Consider the following 18,818-nt stretch of genomic DNA (forward strand, 5'->3'; position numbering starts at 1 on the left):
CATCGGATTGGTTGGCAGTTGTGTCACGCTGCATGCCTCATGCGCGCCGCAAAATCGGGCGCGCGATAGTTGGTGGGTACCGTCGAAGCGGCTCTTTAGACGCAATCGTTGCTGAATGCAAAACTAGGCATTCCTGCGTCATAGACCAAGAGACTAGCGCATGATTCTGTGAATCGAAATCGATTCAAGCGCCCTGAGGCAATGTTGCGCGGTTTTCCCGGGGCAATCTGTTCCACTTCAGGTCGAATTACCCTTCGGGCAGCGGAACGAACTCTTCCTCGTCGCCGGGCACGATGTCGAAGCGGCCGGTGCGCCACTCGTCCTTCGCCTTGTCGATGCGTTCCTTCGAGGAGGAAACGAAGTTCCACCAGATGTGGCGGGCAGACCCGAGTGCTGCCCCACCGAAGAGCATCACATGACAGCCCTGCGGCCCCGCCGTCACGGTGATCTCGTCGCCGGCCCGGAAGACGAGCAACTGGTTGTCGGCGAAATGGTCGCCGGCAATGATCGCTTCGCCTGAGAGAATATAGAGCGCGCGCTCTTCCCACTGCGCCGCAAAAGGGGCGCTCTTGCCGGGAGCGATGGCAAGATCGACATAAATGGTATCGGTGAAGACCGAGACTGGCGACTTCGCGCCCTCGAAATTGCCGATCACCACACGCGCCTTGATGCCGTCGTCGCTCATATGCGGCAGCATGCGCTCTTCGGTGTGGCTGAAGATCGGGTCGATTTCTTCCTTGTGGTCGGGCAGCGCCAGCCAGGTCTGCAGTCCCGAGATCGATCGGTCGTGGCCACGCTGGTTTTCGGGCGAACGTTCGGAATGCACGATGCCGCGACCGGCGGTCATCAGGTTCACGTCGCCGGGACGGATGACCATTTCGGTGCCGAGGCTGTCGCGATGCTTGATCTCGCCGTCGAACAGATAGGTGACGGTCGAGAGCCCGATATGCGGGTGCGGACGCACGTCGATCGCCTCGCCGGCGCGCAACAGCGCCGGGCCCATGCGATCGAAGAAGATGAAGGGGCCGACCAGGCGCCGTTTCGCCGTCGGCAGGGCGCGGCGCACCTGCAGTCCGCCGATGTCGCTGGTGCGCGGAACGATCAGATGTTCGATGGCGTCACAGGCGGGTTTGTCGCCGGCAAGCGGATCGGGGCCTGGGAAGAAGGACATGCGCGTGCTCCCGTTTTTGCTGTCATATCAATAGCTAGCGCCTGTGTTCTCAGGCGGCTAGGGACCACTCAGATACGCAGCGTTTCCGCCGAGCGATCAATCCCACGGGAGGACCTGCTCAGTCGGCGTCGAGCGGCTCCACGCCCTGCGGCTTGCCGGCGCGGTCGAGCCGGATCTTTTCGATGCGGTCCTCGGCCGCCTTCAACAGCGCCTCGCAGTGCTTCTTCAGCGCTTCGCCGCGCTCGTAGATCTCGATCGACTTGTCCAGGGCGACGTCGCCGCGCTCCAGCGCCGACACGATCCGCTCCAGCTCTTCGACGGCCTGCTCGAAGGAGAGGGCGGAAACGTCCGGTTGCGTGGTGGTGTTCATGTCTACCCTCTCATCAGTCTCAAGATGTGCAGCCCGGCCGATTCGGCCAGCCCCTGAAGGTCATAGCCGCCTTCGAGCAGGCTGACCATGCGATTGCCGGCGCTGCGATCGGCGATCTCGTGCAGTCGCCCGGTCGCCCAGTCGAAGTCCTCGGCGACAAGATTGATCTGCGCGAGCGGATCGCGGTAGTGCGCGTCGAAGCCGGCGGAGATCAGGATGAAGTCCGGCCGGAAATTGCTGAGCGCGCTAAGAACCCGGGATCGAAATGCCTCACGGAAGTGCTCGCTGCCCATGTTCGCCGACAAGGGCGCGTTGACGATGTTGCCCTTGATGCCCGTTTCGTCCTTGGCGCCGGTGCCGGGGTAGAGCGGCATCTGGTGCGTCGAGCAGAACAGCACCGACGGGTCGTCCCAGAAAATGTCCTGCGTGCCGTTGCCGTGGTGCACGTCCCAGTCGACGATCGCGACGCGCTCGGCGCCATAGGCCTTCTGCGCATACCGGGCGGCGATCGCCACGGTGTTGAACAGGCAGAAGCCCATCGCCTTGCTCTTTTCGGCATGGTGACCGGGCGGGCGCGCCGCGACGAACGCATTGTCGGCCTCGCCGGAAAAGACCGCGTCGACCGCGGCCGCCGCTCCGCCAATGCCCGTCAGCGCGGCATCGAGGCTGAGGGGGCTCGTATAGGTGTCGGCCTCGACGTGGTTGAGGCCCTCCTCGGGGATGGCGCGCTTGACGTCGCGCAGGTGCTCTTCCGGATGCGCAAGCAGCACGAGGTCTTCGCTCGCCTTTTTCGCCTCGATCCGCTTGAGATCGGCGAAGTTCGGATGTTCGAGCGCGAGGTTCAGCGCCTTCAGCCGGTCCGGCCGCTCGGGATGGCCTTCCGGAACCTCGTGTTCCAGAAAGACCGGATTTTCATAGAGGAACGTGGTCATGGCGCAAACCTAGTGCTCTCCCCTGGCAAGGTCCATGGCGTGGCACTGAAATGGCACGATTTTCAACAGCGCGGATCGAGAAGCAGCTTGCCGTCACGACCGGGATCGGCCTGATGCGCGAGCGCCGTGTCGAGCCGGCTCAGCGGGTAGATTTCGGCGATGCGGCTGGAAAAGAGACCGGATCGCAGGCCTTCGAAACTCCTTGCGAAGGCCGCTTCGATCGCGGGTCGGCCGGCCGAATGCACCCATGTGCGCAGCCACAGAAACGAGAAGCGGATATCCGGCCGCGCCTGGATCGCGGCCTGCGGGACGGGAACGCCGCTCAGCGCTCCGTACTGGATGAAGGCGCCGCCGGGTTCGAGGGCGCGCAGGATCAGGTCGCCAGCAAAAGGCCCGCCGACCGCGTCGATAATGGCGTCGAGGCGAAGTCTCGGCGTCTGCCCCTCATCGCCAAGCACGACCCGACCGGGAACCTCCAGGGCAAGGCGGTCGGCGCTACGACGACTGCGCACGATACCGGTGATGTCCGCCCCTTCGCCGGCAAGCAGCTTCATCAGCATGCCGCCAATGGCCGATCCGGCTGCGGTAACGCCGATGCGGCGCTCCGCCAGCGATCCGAAATGGGTGCGCAGAGCTTCGACCAGCTGCAGCGCCGTCAGCGGATTGACGTAGGCGGTCGCGGCGTCGTTCGGGTCGATATCGTCGGGGAGCCGGAAACACCATTCGGCCGGACGCAGCACATATTCCTGCCATAGGCCACTCGCCCCGATCGGTATCACCCGGTCGCCGACCTTGAGGGATGTGACCCCGGCGCCGATGCGCGTCACCGTGCCGAAACCTTCGAAACCCGGCACGAAGGGAAGGGTGGTGCGGGCGCTGTAAGCGCCTGTTACGGGAATGAGATCGGATGGATTGACGGCTGCCAGCGCCAGGGCGACTTCGACTTCGCCTGCCTGTGGCGCACGACGTTCCGCATCGACGAGCGCAATCACTTGCCGGGGATCGCCGAACTGGCTAACGAGGGTGGAGCGCATCGTCAGGGAGCCTCGCATGGACGGCAGGGAGCTGGAGAACGTCACGGAAATCCGCATTCCGTTTCGCGATATAGACATGCACGGCCACATGCACAATGCCGCCTATTATGCCCATGCCGAAGCCGCTCTTTCCAGCCTGTGGCGTCACCGTCCCCACGTGATCAACGAGCCGAGTTATCTCGTGCGTCGCTCGGCCTGCGTCTACCATCGGGGGCTCCGCTACGACGAGCCGGCCCGCTTCACGGTCAACGTGGCGAAGGTCGGCGGCAGCTCGGTCAGCTTTGCCGTCAAGGTGGAGGCGCGCGGCCAGCTTGCAGCGGAGGTGGAAGTCGTCTGGGTGGCAGTCGATCCGCAGCGGCACACGCCGCTGCCGCTGCCTTCAGCGACGCGCGAATGGCTGGCGGCCTATTCGGTGTAATCAAGAATCTCAAACGACGCGAAACAGCGCGACGATACCCATGCCGCCACCGACGCCCATCATCGCCAGCCCTTCGGTGCCTGAGGGTGTCTTCTGCATCTGCGAGAAAAGCCGGACTGTGAGGATCGCGCCTGAGGCGCCGTAAGGGTGCCCAAGCGCGATGGCGCCGCCATCCAGATTGACCCTCTCGGATCCAATTTCCATCTGGTCGAGACTGCCGAGCACCTGCGAGGCAAAGGCCTCGTTGAACTCGACGAAGTCGACGTCGGCGGGATTGAGCGCGGGCTGCCGCGCCTTCAGCTTGCGCATCGCCGGAACCGGTCCGAGACCGAGCAGCTCAGGGTGCACGCCGGCCGTTGCCGCATCGACGAATTCGAGCGCGAAGGGAACGCCGAGCCGCTGCGCCTCGGCGAGGCTCGTCACCAGCACCACGGCCGCGCCGTCGTTGATCGGGCAGGCGTTGCCGGCCGTCACCGTTCCGCCCTCGACGAAGGCCGGTTTCAACCGCTGGAGTGTTTCGATCGAGGCATTGGGCCGGGGGCATTCGTCGCGCGACACAGGACCCGCTGCCGTCTCGATCGGGACGATCTCGCGGGCGAACCTTCCCGCCGCATCGGCTTCAACGGCGCGTCGGTGGCTTCGAAGTGCGAAGGCGTCCTGGCGTTCGCGGGAAATGCCACACTCGGCCGCCACGTTCTCTGCTGCGACCCCCATGTCCGGATCACCGATCTCGTCGGGCGCCATGCGGGCGCGCTTAACTGGAGCAAGCTCGCCCCCGCGCTCAAGCGGCGGCCGCAAGCGGATATGCGCCCGACTGGCGCTCTCGGTGCCGCCGGCGAGGTAGAAGCGACCGGCACCGGCCTGGATCATGCGCGCGGCAAGCGTGATTGCCTCGAGGCCGGAGCCGCATTGGCGGTCGACAGTCACACCCGGGGTCGAGACCGGCAAGCCCGCCTCGAGCGCTGCGAGCCGCGCCAGGTTTCCGGCGCTGTTGGCGGCATTGCCGAGAATGACGTCGTCGATCTCGGTCGCCGCTATCCCGACATCCCTCAGGATGCGGGCCATCAGCGATGCGGCAAGCTGCGACGGCTCGATGTCGCGCAGCGAGCCGTTGACGCGCCCGATCGGCGTTCGGAGCGCGGCGATGATCACCGGTATGCGCGCGGGGTCAGTCGATGGGTTCAAGGTCATCGTTGCGGTCTGCGATCCATTGTCTGAGTGTGCCGGCCGCCACCTTGCCCGAACGTGTCATCGGCATCTTCCGGCAAAGCCAGAGGCGACGCGGATGTTTGTAGCGGGGCAGGTGGGCGGCAAGATGGCGGTCAAACGCCGCGCGGTCAAAGTCTTGGCCCTCCGGTTCGATGACGGCGACGAGCTCGCTGCCGAGATCCGGATGGTCGAGACCGAGGACGAGTGCCGCGTGCACGCCCGGCAGAGCCGTCAGCGTCGCTTCCACCTCCTGGGGGTAGATGTTGTTGCCGCCCGACAGCACCATGCCGCCCGCCCGGCCGAGCAGATGCAACGTACCGCCATTGTCGAGAAAGCCGAGATCGCCGACGGTCGCAAGCGGACCCTGGCGATGAAACCCGGCGCCGTCGCTTTGGCCGACATAACCGTCTGAGATCAGAGCGCTGTCGACGAAGATCGTTCCGGTCTCGCCTGCCGGCAGTTCTCGTGCCACCTTGTCGAGGATGTGTAGCCTCACACCAGGAAAGGCGCGACCGACGGCGGTCGCCGAGGTCATGTCGTCCGCCGTGGCCACGCTGATGAACCCGAGTTCGGATGCGCCGTAATATTCAAGCACCCGCGCTCCAGGGAAGGCAAGAGCTGCGCCGGCGCGGTCGCCCGACGTCAGTTTGGCGCCGGCAACCGTGATGTGCGTCACGGGTCTTTGCGGGCTGCCGACGGCCGCAGCACAGAGCCGCCGCAGCATGGTCGGCACCAGCACCAGGCGCTGCACTGCCGCCGCTTCTATGGTCGCCAGCGCCCGCGCCGCGTCGAAATGGGCCGTGCCGATGAATTCGGCACCGGCCACGAGGGTTTCGGCGAGCGCATAGAGCGTCAGCCCGTGCGCCAGCGGACCGGGGGCGAAAGTCCTCGTCCTGCTGCCGATCCCGAAGAAATCCTGGCCGGTGGCAAGGCTCGCTCGCCACGAGCCTCGATCGCGCACGATTGCTTTGGGGGTGCCTGTGGTGCCTGAGGTGAAGACGATCAGGAACGGTTCGGCGTCGTCTCCGATCGCGAGCGGCGCTTCCTTCGCCCCGTCGTCGGTTTCCGTGAAGCGCTGCGTGCTGCCGCTTGCAAGCGCCTCGACGCACAGGTGGTCGCCATCGGCAGCGATGACGAGGTCGGGAGACAGAAGCGCGTGCATCGCCTGACGGGTCGGGGCCGGCAGGTGCGGGTCGATCAGTGCGACGCAGTGGCCGTGGCTCGTGGCGGCGAGGAAGGCTGCGGCAAACAGCGGATGATTGCCGATCTCCAAGGCGACGAGGCGCACGCGGTTGTCGAGCACGCTGCGGGGCTCGCTGCCGGCGATGAGGGTGCTGAAAACGGCGACAAGCTGACCGGCAATACGCCGCAATTCGCCGAAAGTGAAAACCCGGCCTTCCATGCGGAAGGCCGGGGCATGCGGGTGGGCGTTCGCGTGGCGATGGATCGCGGCGGCAAACGGCATCGGTTCAGGCGCGGGCCGGCAGCAGCGGATAGCCGGCATAGACGGCGCGCGCGGCAAGCGTCGCAATCGCTGCCTTCAAGAGGTCGCCCGGGATGAAGGCGAGCGATCCGGCGGCAACGGCCGTCAGCGGCGTGCCGGTGACCGCGGAAACCCAGGGCATGCCGATCGCATAGAGCACAACGATGCCGCCAAGGACGGAGGCGAGGAAGAAACCGATGAACTGGCGCGTCTCGGCCTGGCCCTCGCGCACGTTGCGCTCGGCGATCAGGCCGGTCACGAAGGTGGCGACGACCCAGCCGATGATGAAGCCGCCGGACGGGCCGGCAAACACGGCGAGGCCGCCGCGACCGCCCGAAAGCACCGGCAGGCCGATTGCGACCAAAAGCAGGAACAGAAGGAAGGCGAGCGCGCCGCGCCTGGCGCCGAGAATGCAGCCGGCAAGCATCACGCCCATCGATTGCGCGGTGATCGGCACGGGGATGAAGCCAAGGGTGATCGGCGGGATGAGGCCGAGCACGACAACGATCGCGGCAAAGAGGGCAATGAGGACGAGGTCTCTGGTGTTCATGAAAATCCGGTTCCCTGTGTATTAGGCTTTTTGCATTTATTGGCGGCGAAACCCGCGCGCGTCAATCGCGGCCGCAATCGTATCGGCGTCCTTGAGCGTCAGGATGATCAGCGGGCCGATGATCGTCAACGGCCGGACCGGCAGCCCCCTGGCGCGGTGCGCCTCGCGGATCGCCTGGTAGCGCTGAAAGATATCGGGAACGAAGCGCAGCACCAGCCCGAGGGCAAGGCTGACATCGGCGGCCCGCAGCCAGCCGAGGCGTTCGAGCGGGCCTAGAAGAATCGTGATCTCGTCCATGAAGGCGCTGATCGTCGTCGTCGCCGTGACGGCCGCTGCAAACAGCACCAGGGCCATCAGCCGCAAGGTGAGCGTGGCCACGTCGGCTGCGGGCAGCAGGAAAAGGTTGACGGCGGCGAGGAAGAAGATCGTCAGAAAGACGAAACCCACACGTTTCAGCGCGTCTCTGAGGGGAAGACCGACGGAGAGGTAGAGGCCGGCGGCAACGACGAAGGCGATGGCCTGGACCGCGGGCGAGGCGCTGAGAAAAAGCCCGATGCTGAGCGTCACGAGCGCGATCAGCTTTGCGCGCACCGGCCAACGGTGCAGCAGGCTATTGCCTTCGACATAGAGGCTCGTCAGCATCCGGCGATCTCATGGTAGCGGCGGATCGTATCGCCCGGATTGCCGTCAGCAGCAAGCCGGCCTTCGTGGAAGAGCAGCAGCCTGTCGACATTCTCGACAAGGGCGAGGTCATGAGTGATCAAGACCGTATCTTCCGGCAGGCCGTCGATCGTATCGGCGACGCGTCGCCGGTTCCTGAGGTCGAGCTGGTTGGTCGGCTCGTCGAGGATGAGGATCTTCGGATCGGTAACGACAACGCTCGCCATGGCGACGAGCTGGGTCTCGCCGCCCGAAAGCTCGTGCACACGGCGCTTTGCAAGATGTTCGATGCCGAAGCGCGCGAGTGCTGCCTGCATGCGGCGGTCGATGTCTTCGCGCGAATGGCCGCGGTTCTTCAGGCCGAAGGCGATGTCCTCGGCAACGATGGGCATGATCAGCTGGTGCTGCGGGTTCTGGAAGATGAACCCGGCCTCCGACAATACGGCACGATCGTCTTCGACTGTGTTCAGGCCATTGACCGTGACGCGACCCGAGGTGGGTTTGACCAGGCCGTTGATCAGCCGGGCGAAGGTGGTCTTGCCGGAACCGTTGAGGCCGACGATGCCGATGCGCCTTTCGCTGAGCGTCAGCGTCAGCGGATGCAACGCCACCCGTTCGCCGAAGCGGACGGCGCATTCGGTAAAGCGGATGTCCATCCCGTCCCTCGTTGTCCTCGGCTCGCGCTGTTTTCGCGTTGCTCTATAGGCCATCTCCGACGAAAAGGGCAATGCGGCCGGCGGATCGATGCCGCATTTGAATTATGGGAATAAAAGCCTACTCTTGTCGTCATGACGATTCGCCTTTCCAACAGCGACGCCCGTCGCATCTTCCTCGCCAAGCAGGGCCTTTCCGGTGCGCCCAACCGCGCGCTCGGCAAGGATGGTCTCCTGAAGCTGATCCACGACATCGGCTTCGTGCAGGTCGACAGCATCGCCACGGTCGAGCGTGCGCACCACCAGATCCTGTTTTCCCGCAACCAGACCTATCGCCGCGAGCACCTGACAGCGCTTCTCGAAGACGACCGCGACCTGTTCGAACACTGGACCCACGACGCCTCGATCATTCCGAGCAGCTTCTTCCGTTACTGGAAGCACCGCTTCAAGTGGGAAGGCGAAACAATCGTCGAGCGCTGGAAGGCGTGGCGTGGCGAAGGCTTCGAAAAGGGGTGCGTTGATACCTATCAGCGCATTGCCGAGGGCGGTCCGGTGCTGGCCCGCGATCTGAAGGAAGCCGAGCATCAGTCCGGCGGCTGGTGGAACTGGCATCCCTCGAAAACGGCGCTCGAAGTGCTGTGGCGAACCGGCAAGCTGGCAATTGCCCGGCGTGAAAACTTCCAGAAGGTCTACGACCTCACCGAACGGGTGATCCCCTCGCATCACCACGAGGGCGACGTCAGCCATCCGGAATTCATCGACTGGGCCTGCCGCAGCGCCCTCGATCGACTGGGCTTTGCGACCCATGGCGAGATTGCCGCCTTCTGGGACCTGGTCTCTCCCGAGGAGGCCAAGACCTGGGTGAGCGAGCATCGCGACGAGCTTGTCGAAGTGCAGATCGACGCCATCGATGGCGGTCGACCCCGTGTGGCTTTTGCCTTTGCCGGATTTCCGCAAACCCTTGGCGACATCCCCGAGCCGCCGGGCCGGGTGCGTGTGCTCAGCCCCTTCGATCCGCTCCTACGCGACCGCAATCGCACGGAGCGGCTGTTCGGGTTTTACTATCGCATCGAAATCTTCGTGCCCGAGCCCAAGCGCGAATACGGCTACTATGTCTTCCCGCTGATCGAAGGCGACCGGCTGATCGGACGGATCGACATGAAGGCGGACCGCAAGCGCGGCAGTCTCGATGTCCGCCGGCTCTGGCTTGAAAAGGGTGTCCGGGCTTCGGCCGGCCGCCTGGAGCGGATCGATGCCGAACTGGAGCGCGTCGCCCGCTTTGCCGGCGTCGAGCGGGTGGAGCGCCTCGAAGGCTGGAACGCGTCGCTGACGTGATATTTTCCTTGGCTTGGACCCGCCGCCTTCCTAAATGGAGGCAATAGATATCTCGATGCGGGAGCGCACTGCCATGAACACCGATCTGATGAGCCTCTTCGATGCCGACGAGGCAACGATCCGCAAGGTTCTCTCGGAGACGCTCGCCGGCGCCGACGACGGCGAACTGTTCCTCGAACACGCCCAGGCCGAGGTGCTGTCCTTCGACAACGGCCGCTTGAAGGGCGGCAGCTTCAACACCGATCAGGGTTTCGGCCTTCGCGCCGTGGCCGGCGAGGCGGTCGGATATGCCCATTCGGGCGAGCTGTCCCTGTCGGCGCTCGGCCGCGCTTCCGATGCGGTGGCGCAGGTTACCCGCGGTTATGCCGGCTCCTACGCCGCGGCCCCGCAGCGCACCAACAAGAAGCTCTACGGCGACGAGAATCCGATCGGCGAGCCGAGCTTCGAGGCCAAGGTTGCGCTTCTCCAGGAAATCGACGCCTATCTGCGCGCCAAGGACCCGAAGGTCCGACAGGTCACGGCATCGATCGCGGCCAGCTGGCAGGTGGTCGATATCCTGCGCGCCGACGGCCATCGCGTGCACGACGTCCGTCCGATGACCCGCATCAACATCTCCGTCGTCACCGGCGATGGCGACCGGCAGGAGAGCGGCTCCTTCGGCACCGGCGGCCGCCGTGGCTTCGGCGAATTCGTCACCGAGGAAAACTGGAAGCTGGGTGCCGACGAGGCGCTGCGCCAGGCGCTGGTCAATCTCGAAGCGATCGATGCGCCGGCGGGCACCATGGATATCGTATTGGCGTCCGGTTGGCCGGGCGTCATGCTGCATGAAGCCGTCGGTCACGGGCTGGAAGGCGACTTCAACCGCAAGAAAACGTCGGCTTTCGCCGGGCTTCTGGGCGAGCAGGTGGCCGCCAAGGGCGTGACCGTCGTCGACGACGGCACCATCGAGGCGCGCCGCGGTTCGATCTCGATCGACGACGAGGGCACGCCGTCCGGCTACAACGTGCTGATCGAGGACGGCAAGCTCGTCGGCTACATGCAGGACCGGCAGAACGCCCGCCTGATGGGCATGCAGCCGACCGGCAACGGCCGCCGCCAGGGTTATGCCCATGTGCCGATGCCGCGCATGACCAACACCTACATGCTGTCGGGCGACAGGACGCCGGAGGAAATCATCGCCTCGGTGAAGAAGGGTATCTATGCCGTTTCCTTCGGCGGCGGCCAGGTCGACATCACCTCGGGCAAATTCGTCTTCGGCTGCACCGAGGCCTACCTGATCGAGAACGGCAAGATCGGCGCGCCGGTCAAGGGCGCCATGCTGATCGGCAACGGCCCGGATGCGATGAAGCGGGTGACGATGGTCGGCAACGACACCAAGCTCGATACCGGCATCGGCAATTGCGGCAAGGCCGGCCAGTGGGTGCCTGTCGGCGTCGGCCAGCCGCATCTGCGCATGGACCAGATTACCGTTGGCGGCACGCAGGCGTAGGATCAAATGGCGGTCTTCAAGCTCTCCTTTCTGTCGCCGGAGACCGCCACGCCGAGGCACGAACTCAGGTTTGATGCCGATGCCGGCGCGATTGCGCGGGCGTTGGATCTGCGGGGCGGCGTTTTCCAGGAGCATGCCTACTACCGTCTGGATCAGAACGACCTGACGCTGCTGGCCTCCGCCCTCGGGCTTGCCTTGCCGGATACGGGCGAGAAGGCTGAGCTTCGACGGCCGCATGCGCTCGATACCGTGCCCTACCTGGTGCACACCGGGTATGAGCTTCCGCTGATGCTCGAAGGGCGCAAGCCCTTTGCACATTTTTCCGACGACCCGGAAGCGACCTGGCTTGCCGAAACGCAAGGGCTATTCGCGCCGCACGTTGCTGCGGGAACTTTGCTTGCGGACACGTTCGAGTTTTCGCGGATGTGCCCGACAACGACCGGTGGCGAGAAGGAGCAAAGGGTACTCTACCGCACCTATGCGCTGCCGGGAGAAGAGTGGCGTTTCGACCGGTTCCGGCAACGCTGCCACCTGCTCTTCTACAACTGGCGCCCGTGGACGGCTGAAGACGAGCGCGCGGAGGGGCTGCTGCTTGGCTATAGCCAAGAGCAGTGCGACTGGTGGCTCGCCAACCGCTTCCGTAAAGCCGTCGCGCAAGGGTGACGAAGGCTCTTGGGCCGACCGCCAATCAACCGCGCGATGGCAGCATCATGCAATCATAGGATCGCTGCTTGAGCGCATTACAGGCCGCCGCTGCCGCTTCGCGGCTCGAAAAGCCGACGAAGCGGGCACGGTAGATCGCCTTGGCGCCCTTGCCGACGGCTTCGGTGTAGGGCGTCGCCCCGGCCAAGGGCGCGCCGGCCTCGGAGCGGGCCTGGGCGAGAAGCATATGGGCGGCTTCGGCCGACGGTGCGGCCGAAATCTGGATCTGCCAGCCGCCGCCCTTGGCCGGAACCTCGGCCGTCGTTTCGATCTCAGCCACTTCGGTGGGGCGTTCGGCCGGGATCGCGGTCGTGGCTGTCACGGCAATCAGCGCCGCCACGGAATCCTGCTTTGACCGCTGCGGAGCGGAATAGGGCATCGGGACATCCGACGTCGCGGCCGATGCCACTTCGACCGGGGCCTCGGCCGTCTTGCTGCTGCGGGTGGAGGCAACCAGCTGGCGCCCGCCCTTTGCCGCCTTGCCGACGTGTCGGTCGAGCAGGGCGGCCATCTTGGCGTCGCGGCTGCGGGCCGTCTTGCCACCGAGCACGACGCCGACGACCCGGCGATTGCCGTCCTTGACGGCGCTGACGAGGTTGAAGCCCGACGCATTGGTATAGCCGGTCTTGATGCCGTCCATGCCTTCGTAGCGGTACATCAGGTTGTTGTGGCCGCGCACCTTGCGGCCACGGAAGTTGAAGCTCTCGGTCGCAAACAGCCGGTATTCCCTCGGGAAGTCGCGCATCAGCGCCACCGCCAGCGTCGACATCTCGCGCGCCGTCGTCACCTGCCTGCTGGCGGGCAGACCGGAGGCGTTGATGAAAACGGTCTTGCTCATGCCGAGCTGCCGCGCCTTGGCGGTCATCATCCGCGCGAAGTTCGTCTCCGTGCCGCCAAGCTTTTCGGCCATCGCCGCCGCCGCATCGTTGCCGGAGCGCACGATCATGCCGAGCACCGCCTCGCGAACCGTGATCGTCATGCCCGTCTTCAGGCCGAGGCGCATCGGCGGCTTGGCCGCCGCTGCCTTCGAAACCTTGATCTTGCTGTCCCAGGACAGCTCTCCGCGCTTCAGCGCTTCGAAAGCCATGTAGACGGTCATCATCTTGGTGAGCGATGCGGGATGGTTGAGGACGTCGGGGTTCTCGGCCGACAGGACCTTGCCGGTGCGCGCATCGAGGACCACCGAAGCGCTGCCGGCAAGGGCGGTCGCGGTCCCAAGCGCCAGTGCAAAGGTCGCCAGCAGGAGGCAGCGCAGAATGTTCATGTCGATCCCCGTCGAAAAGCGCCGTCCACCGGGCGCAAGGCTGTTTCGTTTTGTGACAAGATCCGTGTCTTTGCTGCAACTTTAGGGCGGACTGTGTCAGTCCTAGCCTGTTTTGCGGTGTGTGGTAAATGCTCGATGAACGGCCCTACGTTCAACAAGGATTAACGCCCTCTTCGTTAACCTTCGGGCCTTTCAGCCGCGCGAAACATGGGGGCGAACATCAACAGCACGATCAGGAGCATCGTCCGCCGAGCCGCGATCGCCACCGGACTGGAACTCGCCAGCGGATTGAGCCGCGCCGGAATGATGGCGGGCGCAAGGGGGGCTGGCGCGATCTTCACGCTGCATCATGTCCGGCCAAAGCTCGACCGCGCCTTCGACCCGAACGCGCATCTGGAGGTCACGCCCGAGTTCCTCGACGCGGCGTTGACGGCGCTGAAACGCGACGGCTACCGTTTCGTGGCCCTCGAAGATTTGCCGCACGCCCTTGCGGAGGGCGCCGGGCGCCTGGCCTGCTTTACACTCGACGACGGCTACAGGAACAACCTCGATCATGCGTTGCCCGTCTTCGAGCGCCACCGGGCGCCCTTTACCGTCTTCGTCAGCGGCGGCTTCGTCGATCGTACGCACACGCTCTGGTGGGAGACGCTTGCCGATCTGCTTTCGGCCGGCGACACGCTGCGCTTCGATTTCGGTGCCGGCGAAGAAACGCTGCGCGCGCGGACCACGAGCGAAAAGCAGCAGGTGTTCAACCGGGTGGCAGCCTTCGTTCACGGCGGCGATGAAGCCGCAGCCGTGGCGAAACTCAATGCCGCGGCGCTGCGATATGGCATTGCCCCGACCGCGATTGCCGAGCGGCTGACGCTCGACGAGGCCGGGCTCCGTCGCCTGGCCGGCAGCCCGCTTGCCAGTCTCGGCGCCCACACGATCAGCCATCGGGCGGTCGCCCGTCTCGGCGCGCACGAGGCCCGTCGGGAAATCGACCTGTCGGCCCGCCGCGTCGAGGCGATTGCCGGCAAGCGACCCCGGACCTTTGCCTATCCTTATGGCGATGCGGCGGCCGTATCGCCACGCGATCATCATCTCGTTGCCAATCTCGGGTTCACCCTGGCGGTGACAACCCAGCCAGGGACGCTTTCTGGGAAAGGGGTGGGACTCCATGCGCTGCCGCGCATATCGTTGAACGGCCATTTCCAGCGCGCCCGTTATGCCTCGGCGCTGGCTTCCGGCATTCCGTTCCGGCTGGCATCGGGTTAGAGGCGCTCGTCCGGAACTGCGTTATTTCAGACAGTCCGCTGTGGCGTTTGCAGGTCGTTCAGCTGGCAGCGAAAACAAATGCCATCAGGATGCTGTCCTGATACATGCCGTCGTGTTTCCAGTCGCGGATGCGCCGGCCCTCGACCAGAAAGCCAGGTCGCCGATAGAGCGCCTCAGCAGCGACGTTGCCATCAAGGACCGTCAGCTCGATGCGTTCGAGGCCCCGTTCGCGCGCCTGTTCCATCGCCAGTTTCAACAGGCGGCGACCAATCCCCTGGCCGCGGTACGGCTCAAGCAGTCCCATGCCCAGCGTTCCGACATGGGCGCGTGTCGGAGACGGGTCGAGCCTGACGTCGCACCAGCCGACAACCTCGCCGTCGCACGCAACGATTTGCGGCGCTCCGGCGCGGTGCAGTTCGGCCATGTAGTCGGCAAAGCGATCGAGCGGCGGGGCGGCCAGGCGTGAAAGCCATCGGCCTTCGCGTGCGACCGTGTCCAGGCAGCGGTGGCAGTCGGCAATGTCGTCCAGGGTCGCGTTGCGAACGTCGATCATCTTGCAGGAGCACGCATGGCCAAACGGAGGGGCGGGCGATTGATTAATCCACTTGGGTCCGCCGGCCGGCGAAACGCGTCAACGTCGCCGGCGATCGGGAATGACGGAGCGGCTTCGGCCCTCAAGGGTACATGCGCACCTTTTCCCAGCCGCCTTCCGGCGTTTCCCGACGGAATTCCATGCGGTCGTGCAGGCGGAAGGGCCGGTCGTGCCAGAATTCGATCGAGGTCGGGCGGATGCGGAAGCCGGACCAGTGGCTCGGCCGCGGGATTTCGCCCAGCGCATGGCGCGCCGTGTATTCGGCAACGGCCTTCTCAAGCGCAAAGCGGCCTTCGAGTGGTCGCGACTGCTTGGAAGCCCAGGCGCCGATGCGGCTGCCCCGCGGCCGGCTCTTGAAATATTCGTCGGCCTCCGCGTCGGTGACGATCTCGACCGGGCCGCGCACGCGCACCTGACGTCTCAGCGATTTCCAGTGGAAGCACATGGCCGCCTTGCGCGCGCCGAGGATCTCCTCACCCTTCTGGCTTTCGAAATTCGTGTAGAAGACGAAGCCGCGCTCGTCGAAACCCTTCAAGAGCACCATGCGGACATTGGGCAGCCCGTCGCTGTCCACGGTGGCGAGCGCCACCGCATTCGGGTCGTTGATCTCGCTGCCTTCCGCGTCCTTCAGCCATGTGCCAAACAGGGAAAAGGGCTCATTTGATTCGGTGAAGTCACCGCTTGTTAACTCATTCGCCGCCATATTGCGTTCCAATGCCGTGATGTCTGGCGCGGAAATACTTCGGGATGAGCCCGACCGGTGTTTCCGCATCGAAAATGTCGGAGCCTGTATGTTGACCTTGTCGAGAAACGTGCGGCTCCAGCGAGTCTGACAGGATTGCCGTGCAAGACATAGCAAAGTGGATCGATGCCAAGAAGGGGTATTCCTTCGCCTTGCTGCGTGGCGCGGCAATTTGCCTGCCGGTCCTGGCGCTTTCGGGCTGCATGGGTGCAGGTTTCGATCTGTTCGGCAGTGGTGTCGATCGCACGGTCTCGACCGGCACCGTTCCCGTCGCCAAGACTTCGGAAGGTCTTTCGGATGCCGTGATGGTTCGCGATGCCGTCACCTCGGCTGATCTTGGAACCGGCGCGCTCAATCCCATTCCCTGGGCCAATTCCACCTCCGGCAGTGCCGGCGTGATCAGCAGCATCCAGGAAGACCGCGCGAGCGGCATGCTGTGCCGCCGCTTCACCACCACGCGTCATTCTTACGAAGGTATCGCCAAGTTCAACGGCAGCACCTGCCAGGGCGGCGATGGCATCTGGTACCTGACGAGCTTCGGCCCGCGCGCCTGATAAGCCCCCGGACCAACCGGCGCGCCGAAATCGGCGATTAACCACGATTGTCTAAAGATGCGGATGATCGGCCATTGCGGCGCTTGGGCTGCCACCTTCCCGGCTCCGGCTAACCACTATTTAGCAAGTTCCCGCAATCATTTGGCCAGTGGACGGGCGACTATGGCGCCTGAATTGGGGCATAAGGCGGGCATCAGGGAGAAGCCGCCGGTCAGAGAAGATGGTAGAAACCATGCGTGATCCCTATGCAATCCTCGGTGTCCGGCGCAATGCCGGGCCGGACGAAATCAAGGCGGCTTGGCGCTCGCTCGCCAAGGCCGTGCATCCGGACCATAACCAGGACGATCCGACCGCGGCCGAGCGCTTTGCCGAGGCGGGCAAGGCTTACGAGCTCTTGCGCGACCCGAAGCTCAGGAGCCGCTACGATTATGCGCGTCGTGAGGCCGAGCTTCGCCGCATGGAGGCGATGAAGGCAAAGAGGCGCAGTCCGGCTCAGGAGGAGCCGCCGGTCGATGCCGAAACCGCAGAGGAAGCCGCATCGCAGATCTTTGGCGCCGATGCGCGCAAGAAAGCCGAGCGCCCGGCACCGAAGCCCGCGCCGAAGGCGCAGCCCAGGCCTGCGGCCAAGGAGCCGGCCAGGGATGCTGAGCGTCCCGCCCAGGCCGCCCCGGCGGCCGAGGCCAAGCCGGAGCCGGCGGTCGAGCTGCAGCCGGAAGCGGCGGCCAGGACCGAGGCGCCACTGATGCAGCGTGCCGCCGCCCCGGCCGCCGAACTTGTAGCTGCGATCGTCCGGCGCATCCGCGGACGCGCCTCCAAGACTGCCGAGAAGGTGCCGGATCTGACCATCGACGTGGCGGTCAGCATAGAGGATATGATCAATCGCCAGCGTCTGTCGGTGGAGCTTCCCGATGGCGAAGTCCTCAAGGTCCAGATTCCGCCGGGAGCGGTCGACGGTCAGGCCATCCGCCTTGCCGAACAGGGCTATCGCGTCACCGGCATGACTCGCGGCGATGTCGTCGCAACGCTCCGGGTCAACCAGGACGGTGCGTTTCGCACGCAGGGCCTCGACCTCATGACCACCTTGCCGATCGACCTGCAAGGCGCGGTCCTCGGTTGCGAACAGGTCATCGAAACGCCGTTGGGGTCGGTCACCGTGACCGTGCCTGCCTGGTCCGGTTCCGACAGGGTCATCCGTCTCGAGGGCAGGGGGCTGCCAGGAACCTACGGCGCGCATGGCGATCTTCTGGTCGAGTTGCGGCTCGTTCTGCCCGACACGCCCGACGACAAGATTCTCGACCTCATGCGGTCGCAGCGTGACGGTTTGTATCTGTGACAGTCCGTTTGTGACAGTTCGCTGACACATTGAAGCAATATTACGGGGACTAACAGTTCCTGATCCCGGCCGCGCTTGAACCACCCCGGCGGCTATGCCATAGGCAATTCTCGACATTTTGCCGCACCCGACCCGGTGGTGCGTCTTTGACATTTGTAAGGCACCGGCGCCGGCCGTTGCTGGAATAGTATTGGGGACTTTTACCATGGCTCAGGCATCCGGTCTGATGAAGGGCAAGCGCGGCGTCATCATGGGCGTCGCAAACAACCGTTCCATCGCATGGGGCATTGCCAAGGCCATCCACGCGCAAGGCGGCGAAGTTGCGTTGACCTACCAGGGCGACGCGCTGAAGAAGCGGGTCGAGCCGCTGCTGGCGGAAATCGACGGCTTCCTCGCCGGCCATTGCGACGTCAGCGACGAAGCGACGATCGACGCCGTCTTTGACGCATTGGAAAAGAAGTGGGGCAAGATCGACTTCGTCGTGCACGCCATCGGCTTTTCCGACAAGGACGAACTGACCGGTCGCTACGTCGACACCTCGCCCGAGAACTTCGCCAAGACGATGCAGATCTCGGTCTATTCCTTCACCTCAGTCGCCCGTCGCGCCGAAAAGCTGATGACCGATGGCGGCTCGATGCTGACGCTGACCTATTACGGCGCCGAGAAGGTGATGCCGAACTACAACGTCATGGGCGTCGCCAAGGCTGCGCTCGAGGCCAGCGTCAAGTATCTCGCCGTTGACCTCGGCCCGAAGAACATCCGCGTCAACGCGATTTCCGCCGGCCCGATCAAGACGCTGGCTGCATCCGGCATCGGCGATTTCCGCTATATCCTCAAGTGGAACGAGTATAACGCGCCGCTGCGCCGTACCGTCACGATCGAGGAAGTGGGCGACGTCGGGCTCTACATGCTGTCCGACCTGTCGCGCTCCGTCACCGGTGAAGTGCACCACGCCGACAGCGGCTACCATGTCGTTGGCATGAAGGCTGTGGACGCGCCGGATATCTCCGTAATCAAGGACTGACCGGAGCCGCCAAGCGGTTTCGGGAGCCTTTTGCCCGGAGACACGG

Annotated in this window: 20 protein-coding genes; 8 read left to right on the plus strand and 12 right to left on the minus strand. The window is 64.7% G+C overall.

The window, feature by feature from the left end; translation table 11 throughout:
- Window positions 1–247: 247 nt before the first annotated feature.
- The 4 genes from VGO12_RS14285 to VGO12_RS14300 form a co-directional block, all read right to left on the minus strand.
- Window positions 248–1,171, minus strand: coding sequence for a pirin family protein (locus VGO12_RS14285; protein WP_327513412.1), 924 nt, complete (start codon window positions 1,169–1,171; stop codon window positions 248–250).
- Window positions 1,172–1,289: 118 nt separating this feature from the next.
- Window positions 1,290–1,541: an exodeoxyribonuclease VII small subunit gene (locus tag VGO12_RS14290; RefSeq protein WP_043619815.1), complete on the minus strand. Its 252-nt coding sequence runs from the start codon at window positions 1,539–1,541 to the stop codon at window positions 1,290–1,292.
- A 2-nt stretch (window positions 1,542–1,543) separates the two neighbouring features.
- Complete coding sequence (locus tag VGO12_RS14295; RefSeq protein ID WP_327513413.1) at window positions 1,544–2,473, minus strand: histone deacetylase family protein; 930 nt, start codon at window positions 2,471–2,473, stop codon at window positions 1,544–1,546.
- 62 nt (window positions 2,474–2,535) lie between these two features.
- Window positions 2,536–3,507 (minus strand): zinc-dependent alcohol dehydrogenase family protein, encoded by a 972-nt coding sequence (locus VGO12_RS14300; protein WP_327513414.1) that lies wholly within the window; start codon window positions 3,505–3,507, stop codon window positions 2,536–2,538.
- 16 nt (window positions 3,508–3,523) lie between these two features.
- On the opposite strand from VGO12_RS14300, the gene VGO12_RS14305 reads away from it, so the two are divergent.
- Window positions 3,524–3,925, plus strand: coding sequence for an acyl-CoA thioesterase (locus VGO12_RS14305; protein ID WP_327513415.1), 402 nt, complete (start codon window positions 3,524–3,526; stop codon window positions 3,923–3,925).
- Between the two features lie 9 nt (window positions 3,926–3,934).
- Here VGO12_RS14305 and VGO12_RS14310 read toward each other — a convergent pair whose 3' ends face one another.
- The 5 genes from VGO12_RS14310 to VGO12_RS14330 are packed head-to-tail and all read right to left on the minus strand — an operon-like array spanning window position 3,935 to window position 8,483.
- Window positions 3,935–5,110, minus strand: coding sequence for a thiolase family protein (locus tag VGO12_RS14310; protein WP_327513440.1), 1,176 nt, complete (start codon window positions 5,108–5,110; stop codon window positions 3,935–3,937).
- On the minus strand, window positions 5,094–6,599 hold the full coding sequence (locus VGO12_RS14315) for a class I adenylate-forming enzyme family protein (protein WP_327513416.1): 1,506 nt from the start codon (window positions 6,597–6,599) through the stop codon (window positions 5,094–5,096). Before VGO12_RS14315 ends, VGO12_RS14310 begins: the two co-directional genes overlap by 17 nt.
- A gap of 4 nt (window positions 6,600–6,603) precedes the next feature.
- Window positions 6,604–7,167: a biotin transporter BioY gene (locus VGO12_RS14320; RefSeq protein WP_327513417.1), complete on the minus strand. Its 564-nt coding sequence runs from the start codon at window positions 7,165–7,167 to the stop codon at window positions 6,604–6,606.
- Between the two features lie 36 nt (window positions 7,168–7,203).
- Entirely contained in the window at window positions 7,204–7,809 is a 606-nt protein-coding gene (locus tag VGO12_RS14325) for an energy-coupling factor transporter transmembrane protein EcfT (RefSeq protein WP_327513418.1), read from the minus strand.
- Window positions 7,803–8,483 (minus strand): ABC transporter ATP-binding protein, encoded by a 681-nt coding sequence (locus VGO12_RS14330; RefSeq protein ID WP_327513419.1) that lies wholly within the window; start codon window positions 8,481–8,483, stop codon window positions 7,803–7,805. The genes VGO12_RS14325 and VGO12_RS14330 overlap by 7 nt, the downstream gene beginning before the upstream one ends.
- Window positions 8,484–8,615: 132 nt before the next feature.
- Between VGO12_RS14330 and VGO12_RS14335 the strand changes: the two genes are divergently transcribed.
- The 3 genes from VGO12_RS14335 (at window position 8,616) to VGO12_RS14345 (ending at window position 11,967) form a co-directional block, all read left to right on the plus strand.
- Window positions 8,616–9,815: a winged helix-turn-helix domain-containing protein gene (locus tag VGO12_RS14335; RefSeq protein ID WP_327513420.1), complete on the plus strand. Its 1,200-nt coding sequence runs from the start codon at window positions 8,616–8,618 to the stop codon at window positions 9,813–9,815.
- A gap of 73 nt (window positions 9,816–9,888) precedes the next feature.
- Window positions 9,889–11,304, plus strand: coding sequence for a metalloprotease TldD (tldD, locus tag VGO12_RS14340; RefSeq protein WP_327513421.1), 1,416 nt, complete (start codon window positions 9,889–9,891; stop codon window positions 11,302–11,304).
- A 6-nt stretch (window positions 11,305–11,310) separates the two neighbouring features.
- Window positions 11,311–11,967 carry a hypothetical protein gene (locus VGO12_RS14345; RefSeq protein ID WP_327513422.1) on the plus strand — a complete coding sequence of 219 codons (657 nt, stop codon included), beginning with the start codon at window positions 11,311–11,313 and terminating at the stop codon, window positions 11,965–11,967.
- 25 nt (window positions 11,968–11,992) lie between these two features.
- Here the strand turns inward: VGO12_RS14345 and VGO12_RS14350 are convergent, their stop codons facing one another.
- Window positions 11,993–13,261, minus strand: coding sequence for a serine hydrolase (locus tag VGO12_RS14350; RefSeq protein WP_414650725.1), 1,269 nt, complete (start codon window positions 13,259–13,261; stop codon window positions 11,993–11,995).
- Between the two features lie 216 nt (window positions 13,262–13,477).
- Here VGO12_RS14350 and VGO12_RS14355 point away from each other — a divergent pair, with 216 nt between their 5' ends.
- Window positions 13,478–14,527: a polysaccharide deacetylase family protein gene (locus VGO12_RS14355; RefSeq protein WP_327513424.1), complete on the plus strand. Its 1,050-nt coding sequence runs from the start codon at window positions 13,478–13,480 to the stop codon at window positions 14,525–14,527.
- 58 nt (window positions 14,528–14,585) lie between these two features.
- Here VGO12_RS14355 and VGO12_RS14360 read toward each other — a convergent pair whose 3' ends face one another.
- Window positions 14,586–15,080: a GNAT family N-acetyltransferase gene (locus tag VGO12_RS14360; RefSeq protein ID WP_327513425.1), complete on the minus strand. Its 495-nt coding sequence runs from the start codon at window positions 15,078–15,080 to the stop codon at window positions 14,586–14,588.
- A 121-nt stretch (window positions 15,081–15,201) separates the two neighbouring features.
- Window positions 15,202–15,891 carry a pyridoxamine 5'-phosphate oxidase gene (gene pdxH / locus VGO12_RS14365; protein ID WP_327513426.1) on the minus strand — a complete coding sequence of 230 codons (690 nt, stop codon included), beginning with the start codon at window positions 15,889–15,891 and terminating at the stop codon, window positions 15,202–15,204.
- Window positions 15,892–15,962: 71 nt separating this feature from the next.
- Here pdxH and VGO12_RS14370 point away from each other — a divergent pair, with 71 nt between their 5' ends.
- From VGO12_RS14370 to fabI, 3 genes are all read left to right on the plus strand, one after another.
- Entirely contained in the window at window positions 15,963–16,415 is a 453-nt protein-coding gene (locus VGO12_RS14370) for an RT0821/Lpp0805 family surface protein (RefSeq protein WP_327513427.1), read from the plus strand.
- A 220-nt stretch (window positions 16,416–16,635) separates the two neighbouring features.
- Window positions 16,636–17,748, plus strand: a complete 1,113-nt coding sequence (locus VGO12_RS14375) for a DnaJ C-terminal domain-containing protein (RefSeq protein WP_327513428.1) — start codon at window positions 16,636–16,638, stop codon at window positions 17,746–17,748.
- A gap of 205 nt (window positions 17,749–17,953) precedes the next feature.
- Window positions 17,954–18,772, plus strand: a complete 819-nt coding sequence (fabI, locus tag VGO12_RS14380) for an enoyl-ACP reductase FabI (protein ID WP_327513429.1) — start codon at window positions 17,954–17,956, stop codon at window positions 18,770–18,772.
- The last annotated feature ends 46 nt before the right edge of the window (window positions 18,773–18,818 follow it).

It is taken from the genome of Ensifer sp. (genome assembly GCF_035999135.1).
Lineage (GTDB): Bacteria > Pseudomonadota > Alphaproteobacteria > Rhizobiales > Rhizobiaceae > Ensifer.

What these genes read in the sequence shown, in the direction of transcription:
- VGO12_RS14285 (WP_327513412.1), bottom strand. Translation starts at nt 1,171, where the DNA reads ATGTCCTTCTTCCCAGGCCCCGATCCGCTTGCCGGCGACAAACCCGCC.
- VGO12_RS14290 (WP_043619815.1), bottom strand. Translation starts at nt 1,541, where the DNA reads ATGAACACCACCACGCAACCGGACGTTTCCGCCCTCTCCTTCGAGCAG.
- VGO12_RS14295 (WP_327513413.1), bottom strand. Translation starts at nt 2,473, where the DNA reads ATGACCACGTTCCTCTATGAAAATCCGGTCTTTCTGGAACACGAGGTT.
- VGO12_RS14300 (WP_327513414.1), bottom strand. Translation starts at nt 3,507, where the DNA reads ATGCGCTCCACCCTCGTTAGCCAGTTCGGCGATCCCCGGCAAGTGATT.
- VGO12_RS14305 (WP_327513415.1), top strand. Translation starts at nt 3,524, where the DNA reads ATGGACGGCAGGGAGCTGGAGAACGTCACGGAAATCCGCATTCCGTTT.
- VGO12_RS14315 (WP_327513416.1), bottom strand. Translation starts at nt 6,599, where the DNA reads ATGCCGTTTGCCGCCGCGATCCATCGCCACGCGAACGCCCACCCGCAT.
- VGO12_RS14320 (WP_327513417.1), bottom strand. Translation starts at nt 7,167, where the DNA reads ATGAACACCAGAGACCTCGTCCTCATTGCCCTCTTTGCCGCGATCGTT.
- VGO12_RS14325 (WP_327513418.1), bottom strand. Translation starts at nt 7,809, where the DNA reads ATGCTGACGAGCCTCTATGTCGAAGGCAATAGCCTGCTGCACCGTTGG.
- VGO12_RS14330 (WP_327513419.1), bottom strand. Translation starts at nt 8,483, where the DNA reads ATGGACATCCGCTTTACCGAATGCGCCGTCCGCTTCGGCGAACGGGTG.
- VGO12_RS14335 (WP_327513420.1), top strand. Translation starts at nt 8,616, where the DNA reads ATGACGATTCGCCTTTCCAACAGCGACGCCCGTCGCATCTTCCTCGCC.
- tldD (WP_327513421.1), top strand. Translation starts at nt 9,889, where the DNA reads ATGAACACCGATCTGATGAGCCTCTTCGATGCCGACGAGGCAACGATC.
- VGO12_RS14345 (WP_327513422.1), top strand. Translation starts at nt 11,311, where the DNA reads ATGGCGGTCTTCAAGCTCTCCTTTCTGTCGCCGGAGACCGCCACGCCG.
- VGO12_RS14355 (WP_327513424.1), top strand. Translation starts at nt 13,478, where the DNA reads ATGGGGGCGAACATCAACAGCACGATCAGGAGCATCGTCCGCCGAGCC.
- VGO12_RS14360 (WP_327513425.1), bottom strand. Translation starts at nt 15,080, where the DNA reads ATGATCGACGTTCGCAACGCGACCCTGGACGACATTGCCGACTGCCAC.
- pdxH (WP_327513426.1), bottom strand. Translation starts at nt 15,891, where the DNA reads ATGCGGAAACACCGGTCGGGCTCATCCCGAAGTATTTCCGCGCCAGAC.
- VGO12_RS14375 (WP_327513428.1), top strand. Translation starts at nt 16,636, where the DNA reads ATGGTAGAAACCATGCGTGATCCCTATGCAATCCTCGGTGTCCGGCGC.
- fabI (WP_327513429.1), top strand. Translation starts at nt 17,954, where the DNA reads ATGGCTCAGGCATCCGGTCTGATGAAGGGCAAGCGCGGCGTCATCATG.